This is a genomic window from Vibrio sp. 10N.261.51.A4 (genome assembly GCF_041471945.1).
GTDB classification, from domain to species: Bacteria; Pseudomonadota; Gammaproteobacteria; order Enterobacterales; family Vibrionaceae; genus Vibrio; species Vibrio crassostreae_C.
The window spans coordinates 62993-69558 of record NZ_JBFRPJ010000058.1; the positions used below are offsets into that span (position 1 = coordinate 62993).

Annotated in this window: 9 protein-coding genes; 6 read left to right on the forward strand and 3 right to left on the reverse strand. The window is 45.0% G+C overall.

The window, feature by feature from the left end; all coding sequences use genetic code 11:
• Positions 1–61 precede the first annotated feature (61 nt).
• Entirely contained in the window at positions 62–979 is a 918-nt protein-coding gene (locus tag AB4384_RS13605) for a 1,4-dihydroxy-2-naphthoate polyprenyltransferase (RefSeq protein WP_017061151.1), read from the forward strand.
• Positions 980–1052: 73 nt separating this feature from the next.
• Positions 1053–1571: a ribonuclease E activity regulator RraA gene (gene rraA / locus AB4384_RS13610; RefSeq protein WP_017061152.1), complete on the forward strand. Its 519-nt coding sequence runs from the start codon at positions 1053–1055 to the stop codon at positions 1569–1571.
• Between the two features lie 97 nt (positions 1572–1668).
• Here rraA and zapB read toward each other — a convergent pair whose 3' ends face one another.
• Positions 1669–1911, reverse strand: a complete 243-nt coding sequence (gene zapB, locus AB4384_RS13615) for a cell division protein ZapB (protein WP_008219652.1) — start codon at positions 1909–1911, stop codon at positions 1669–1671.
• A gap of 325 nt (positions 1912–2236) precedes the next feature.
• Here zapB and glpX point away from each other — a divergent pair, with 325 nt between their 5' ends.
• The 3 genes from glpX to AB4384_RS13630 all read left to right on the forward strand — a co-directional run bounded on the left by glpX (position 2237) and on the right by AB4384_RS13630 (position 4533).
• Complete coding sequence (gene glpX / locus AB4384_RS13620; RefSeq protein WP_017061153.1) at positions 2237–3244, forward strand: class II fructose-bisphosphatase; 1008 nt, start codon at positions 2237–2239, stop codon at positions 3242–3244.
• Positions 3245–3442: 198 nt separating this feature from the next.
• On the forward strand, positions 3443–4063 hold the full coding sequence (locus AB4384_RS13625) for a metalloregulator ArsR/SmtB family transcription factor (RefSeq protein ID WP_017063674.1): 621 nt from the start codon (positions 3443–3445) through the stop codon (positions 4061–4063).
• Positions 4064–4185: 122 nt separating this feature from the next.
• The gene (locus AB4384_RS13630) at positions 4186–4533 is read left to right on the forward strand and encodes a DUF3135 domain-containing protein (RefSeq protein WP_017061155.1); all 348 of its coding nucleotides are present in this window, start codon (positions 4186–4188) and stop codon (positions 4531–4533) included.
• A gap of 61 nt (positions 4534–4594) precedes the next feature.
• On the opposite strand, the gene AB4384_RS13635 is transcribed toward AB4384_RS13630, so the two are convergent.
• Positions 4595–5023 (reverse strand): DUF805 domain-containing protein, encoded by a 429-nt coding sequence (locus AB4384_RS13635; RefSeq protein WP_017063673.1) that lies wholly within the window; start codon positions 5021–5023, stop codon positions 4595–4597.
• 45 nt (positions 5024–5068) lie between these two features.
• Positions 5069–5416: a 5-carboxymethyl-2-hydroxymuconate Delta-isomerase gene (locus AB4384_RS13640; protein ID WP_017061157.1), complete on the reverse strand. Its 348-nt coding sequence runs from the start codon at positions 5414–5416 to the stop codon at positions 5069–5071.
• Positions 5417–5665: 249 nt separating this feature from the next.
• Between AB4384_RS13640 and tpiA the strand changes: the two genes are divergently transcribed.
• Positions 5666–6436, forward strand: a complete 771-nt coding sequence (tpiA, locus tag AB4384_RS13645; protein WP_017061158.1) for a triose-phosphate isomerase — start codon at positions 5666–5668, stop codon at positions 6434–6436.
• Positions 6437–6566: the final 130 nt, after the last annotated feature.

The window sequence follows — 6566 nt, forward strand, 5'->3', positions numbered from 1 at the left end:
AAAATGGGCGTATACTCAAATCACAGTATGAAACGAAGACTTACAAAGAATTAGACCTACGATGAAACAATCTCTACTGATCTGGCTTGATGCCGCACGACCAAAAACTCTGCCTCTCGCACTTGTCTCTATTCTTACAGGAAGTAGTTTAGCGTTCGCCGGTGGTCAGTTTTCTTTATCGATAGCCCTACTGGCATTTTTAACCGCCACCCTATTACAGATTTTATCGAACCTAGCCAATGACTATGGCGACGCCGTAAAAGGCACAGACAACGAAAATCGTCTGGGGCCAACACGTGCCATGCAATCTGGCGCGGTAACAGCGAAAACCATGAAGCAAGCGATCATCCTCAACATCGTGTTTACTATGGTCGCTGGGCTGATTCTTATTTTTCATGCCTTAACCTCGATTGAAAGTATCTTATCTTTCATTGCGTTAGGCATATTAGCCATTGTTGCTGCCATCGCTTATACCGTCGGTAATAAGCCTTATGGCTATATTGGCCTTGGCGACTTATCGGTATTTATCTTCTTCGGTTTATTAGGTGTTTCAGGGACTTACTTCTTGCACACTGGCCATGTTGAACCAAGCCTATTCCTTCCGGCATTGGGCTGTGGCTTGATGGCGGTTGCGGTACTCAATATCAACAACATGCGTGATATCGAAAACGACAGCGAATGTGGTAAGCGCACCATGGCGGTTCGCCTAGGACAACGCAAAGCCAAACACTATCATTTTGCTCTGCTTGGCCTCGCCCTTGCGTCTTTCGCTATCTACCTGCTTATTCAAGAAAAACCGGTCTGGATCAGCCTACCGTTTTTGCTGAGCATTATTATTGTTTACAAGCATGGCAAAGCCGTTTGGGAAACCGAAAAGCCAGCGCAAATTGCACCAATGATGCCCGTGATTGTGAAATGCTCACTGGTCACTAACCTATTGTTTGCAGGGGTTGTCGTAGCTCAAACTCTATTGAGTTAAATGAGACTAATCATTGCAAAGGGATCAAGCGCCGATATACTCAAAGTAAGCTCATTGTTCAAAAGGTATACTAATGGAATACAACACTTCAGCACTGTGCGACATATATTTGGATCAAGTTGATGTCGTGGAGCCAATGTTCAGCAACTTCGGTGGACGTGCATCCTTCGCAGGACAGATCACGACATTAAAGTGTTTTGAAGACAACGCTTTGATTCGCTCTGTACTAGAGCAAGACGGTCTGGGGCGTGTGTTGTTAATCGATGGGGGCGGCTCACTACGTAAAGCGCTGATCGATGCTGAGATAGCCCTACTTGCCGAAGACAATGAGTGGGAAGGGATTGTGGTTTACGGGTGCGTTCGTGAAGTCGATGAGCTTGAAGACATGAACCTAGGTATCCAAGCCTTGGCTTCTATCCCTGTTGGTGCGAGCCAAGAAGGTGTCGGTGAATTAGACGTTCCAGTGAACTTTGGCAGCGTGACCTTCTTACCTGAAGATTACCTCTACGCAGACAACACTGGCATCATTCTTTCTGCCGAACCTCTAGATGTAGAACTCGATTTGGATGTCGAGGAAGAAGACGTCGAGTAACTCTCACTCAGCTTCAAATAATAAAACAAATCATAAGAACACAAACAAAAACGCCCGCTACTGAGTAGCGGGCGTTTTTTTAAATCTGAAGAGTCGATTACTCTACTTCATCCATTTTACCAAGAAGGTTACGGATGCGATCTTGCCATGCTGAATGCTCTTCCTGCATTTGCTGAGTTTTTTGCTCTAGCTCGTGACGGCTTGCTTTAAGCTCACCAGCTTCTGTTGCTAGTGCTTGTTTCTCTTCTTTAAGCTCTTCCACTTCCATTTGAAGAAGTGCAATTGTATCTACTGCTGTTTGAATTTTTGCTTCTAGCTGCTCTAGTACTTCAAAAGACATTCTGGCCTACCTTTTAGTTATCCGTTTGATGGTGAAGGTTCACTCCACTTATTTCCCCATTCTACTCAGCAGAGCAAGGATAAACACTCAATATATTCGATATTTTGCGCCATTCGATGAAAAAAACAGCACTTTTTACCGAATATTGACGAGAACGATTACCGCCACAACGGCAAACCGATTATTTTGATGAATAATAACTGTTTTCCACTGCGAATTGATCGAGAGCAATCTCCAAAAAACAAAAAAGGCAAACGTTTCCTTTTGGATATGGTAAAATTCGCCGCGAAATTTCTATTCCCCCTTTGAAAATTTTGGAGTCCGCATGAAACGCGATTTAGCAATGTCATTCTCTCGTGTCACAGAAGGTGCAGCACTAGCTGGTTACAAGTGGCTTGGCCGTGGCGATAAAAACGCTGCAGATGGCGCTGCTGTAGAAGTAATGCGTAGCCTATTAAACAAAACCGAAATTAGCGGTGAGATTGTTATCGGCGAAGGTGAAATCGATGATGCACCTATGCTATACATCGGCGAAAACGTAGGTGTGGGCGGCGACGCTGTCGACATCGCAGTTGACCCAATTGAAGGGACACGCATGACAGCAATGGGCCAATCAAATGCATTGGCTGTATTGGCTGCGGGCGAAAAAGGCAGCTTCCTTAAAGCGCCTGATATGTACATGGAAAAGTTGGTTGTTGGCCCTGGCGCTAAAGGCGTGATTGACCTAGAACTGCCACTAACAGAAAACCTAGAAAACATCGCTAAAGCACTAGGTAAAACACTTGATACTCTAGTCGTAACCACGCTTGCTAAGCCTCGTCATGATCAAGTCATCGCCGACATGCAAGCAATGGGCGTTCGTGTATTTGCTGTGCCAGACGGTGATGTTGCGGCTTCTATCTTAACCTGTATGCCAGACAGTGAAGTAGACGTCATGTACTGCATCGGCGGCGCACCTGAAGGTGTGGTCTCGGCGGCGGTAATTCGCGCACTCGACGGCGACATGCACGGTCGTCTTCTACCTCGCCACGAAGTGAAAGGCGACACAGAAGAGAACCGCAAGCACGGTGAACTTGAACTTGAGCGCTGCGCAGAAATGGGCGTAACGGCGGGTATCGTATTGAAGATGGAAGACATGGCACGCAGCGACAACGTTGTATTCTCAGCAACAGGCATCACTAAGGGTGACTTGCTAGAAGGTATTTCTCGTCAAGGTAATATCGCAACCACAGAAACCCTGCTTATCCGTGGCCGCTGCCGTACAATTCGCCGCATCAAATCTATCCACTACCTAGAGCGTAAAGATCCAGAAGTAGTAGGTCATATCCTGTAAGCCTAAATTCGGTGAAACAGAATATTCCAAGGCTGATACCTAGTATCAGCCTTTTGTTTTATTAGCGCACCAGAATCTGACCATGGCAGCCAATAGAGTAAAACGCTATCTATAGAGTAAATTATCATCAATATAGTAAATGGTTTGCTTTATAAACACCTTGCCTCATAATAGTAAGGTTCATTAGGTAGGGATAGTATGAAAACAAGCGACAGAATCTTACAGACCATTAAGCGTCAAGGCGCGGTAACCGCGAAACAACTGTCAGAAGAATTTGGCATGACGACAATGGGGGCAAGGCAACATCTGCAAAGCCTGGAAGATGACGGTATTCTTGCGTTTCATGATGTGAAAGTGAAAGTGGGTCGCCCGACTCGCCACTGGTCCCTGACTCAACAAGGTCATAACCAATTTTCAGACCGACATGGTGAACTCACCATTCAAGTGATTGATGCTGTCGAGAATCTATTTGGTAAAGAAGGGCTGGCTAAGGTTGCTGCCGAGCGTGAACAACACACTCTTAAGCAGTATCAAACTGCGCTGTCTGGCTGTGATTCACTCATCAGCAAGCTTAAAAAACTCACCCAGCTTCGTGAAGACGAAGGCTACATGGCTGAGCTTCAAGAGCATGATGATCACTACATCTTGATTGAGAACCACTGCCCTATCTGTAAGGCTGCAACTCGCTGCCCTAGCCTGTGCCAATCTGAGCTCAACGTGTTTACTGAGTTACTAAAAGATGAGTGTCACGTGAGCCGTACAGAGCACATCATTGCTGGCGAACGACGCTGCACTTACACCTTAACACCCGCCCTTTGATTGCAAAGGTAATCGGCTAATACCGTCTCAATATTGAGAAAATACAAATAGATTAAAATTTGTACAGATTTCTTTCTTAAGCTTAGAGCATATGAAACACGCTTAATGCTAAGGAAGGAATGATGGCGCATCCACAACCCGCTCAAAAACTGCCACCCTTTGATGAACTTGTCCAACTCGCGAAAAGCGACCCGAAAGCATTCAATCAATTCAAACACGAGATGTGCGAACAGATGATTTGTTCGGCTTCAGACGTGATGCAAGACCGACTTCGTGCGCAGCAAAGTCACATCGACTTAGTGGTTAGCCGTTGTAAAAACCCACACCACGCCAATGTCGTACTCATGCAAGAGCTGCGCTGTCAGGTCTGTAAGTTCCAAGATGCACTCGAAGGGCGCTGCGGCTTTGAAGAATCTCTGCCTGAAAATGTCGTGCCTTTTAAGCCGAATACCGAACCTAAAATGTACTGAAATTAGCAAAGCACTAAAAAGAAAAAGGGAGCGTAATGCCCCCTTCTTATTGGTTCGCTGTTCAATATTTACATGGGTCTTCGCCGTAGTCATTACGGCCTTCTGTTCCTTTCAACAAACCACACTCAATCAGAATCCAGAAACCACACACTAATGCCGCGACGGTTGCCGCCATATGAATTGGCGATACCGGCTCTGTCGTCGTTGCAACCATTGGCGAAGCTAAACGACCCAATACTAATGGCACATTCAATAGTAGCCAGTAATTAGACTTATTGCGGTCGTGCCAGCGCTTAGCGGTTACCGCAAGGTCTGGGATCACAAGCATCAATAGGATGATTGGTAGCAGGATATAAGAGTAAGCAGGGAACAACACAGAGATACCTGAAGCAAAACCGGTAATCGCTATGTAGTAGAAAACATTCCAAATCCAGTAAGTCTTACGACCAATTCTCCCCTTGAAAGAGAGCAGTAATTCTTTCATCGACATCTTAAATACTCAAATTTATACGCCGCTAAAAGTCAGCAGCAATGGTTAGTTTATTACTTTTTGAAAGCAACTTTTATCCATATCACGAATATTCACCGTTAAGCTTCTTACATGACTCGCTTGTTCTTGCAGGATCTGCATTAACGATCGTGACAATTCTCGCTTTTGCTCTTCCGTTCGTCCCGAAAGTAACTCAAAGCTGATATGAATAAAGTCTACACTATCTTCCTCATCACCGACCAACCAATTATGGCAACGCAGTGAACGAGATTTCACTGATGGCACATCAAACAAGCCACATGTGAGAGCGACTTGGTGGAGATCTTCCAGTAAGCCTTGGATATTTACTCGCTCATCCACTGAATTGGAGTACTCTAGAACTAGATTCGGCATTGTTACTTCCTGTTGTTAACGCAATCGTTTGTCCCTTAATAACAACTAACGATGAAAAATCCGAGAAGTTAGCTATTATTCTGTCTGCCGGATCACTGATATATGCTCAAAATCTACTCTGACCATTGAGTAAGATCCAAGAAAGTCATGACCACAGTCATGATCTGTTGATATTAATCTGTTATATTATTTCGTAATAAAGTTTACTTTTTTACATTCGATTTATTTAAATACTTTGGAGATATTCCTATGCGTCATCCTGTAGTTATGGGTAACTGGAAACTAAACGGCAGCAAAGAAATGGTTGTTGATCTACTAAACGGTCTTAACGCTGAACTTGAAGGCGTAACAGGCGTAGACGTAGCAGTTGCTCCACCAGCACTTTTCGTTGATCTAGCAGAGCGTACGCTTACTGAAGCGGGCAGCGCGATCATCCTAGGTGCTCAAAACTCTGACCTAAACAACAGCGGTGCATTCACTGGCGACATGTCTCCAGCAATGCTTAAAGAGTTCGGCGCATCTCACATCATCATCGGTCACTCTGAGCGTCGTGAATACCACAACGAATCAGATGAGTTCGTAGCTAAGAAATTCGCATTCCTAAAAGAGAACGGCCTAACTCCAGTTCTTTGTATCGGTGAATCTGAAGCACAAAACGAAGCAGGCGAAACTGTTGCAGTATGTGCTCGTCAACTTGACGCTGTTATCAACACTCAAGGTGTTGAAGCTCTTGAAGGCGCTATCATCGCTTACGAACCAATCTGGGCTATCGGTACTGGTAAAGCAGCTACAGCTGAAGATGCACAACGCATCCACGCTCAAATCCGTGCACACATCGCAGAGAAATCTGAAGAAGTTGCTAAGAAAGTTGTTATCCAATACGGCGGTTCTGTTAAGCCAGAAAACGCAGCAGCTTACTTCGCACAACCAGACATCGACGGTGCTCTAGTTGGCGGCGCAGCTCTAGACGCGAAAAGCTTCGCAGCTATCGCTAAAGCAGCAGCTGAAGCAAAAGCTTAATTTAAACCTCACCGTTTAGATTAGATGAAAGGTCAACTTAGGTTGGCCTTTTTTATTACCTGTCGTTTCTGAAACCCAAACGGCAGGCACAAAAAAACCGCTGAATAATCAGTAATGCCGATCAGTTAAA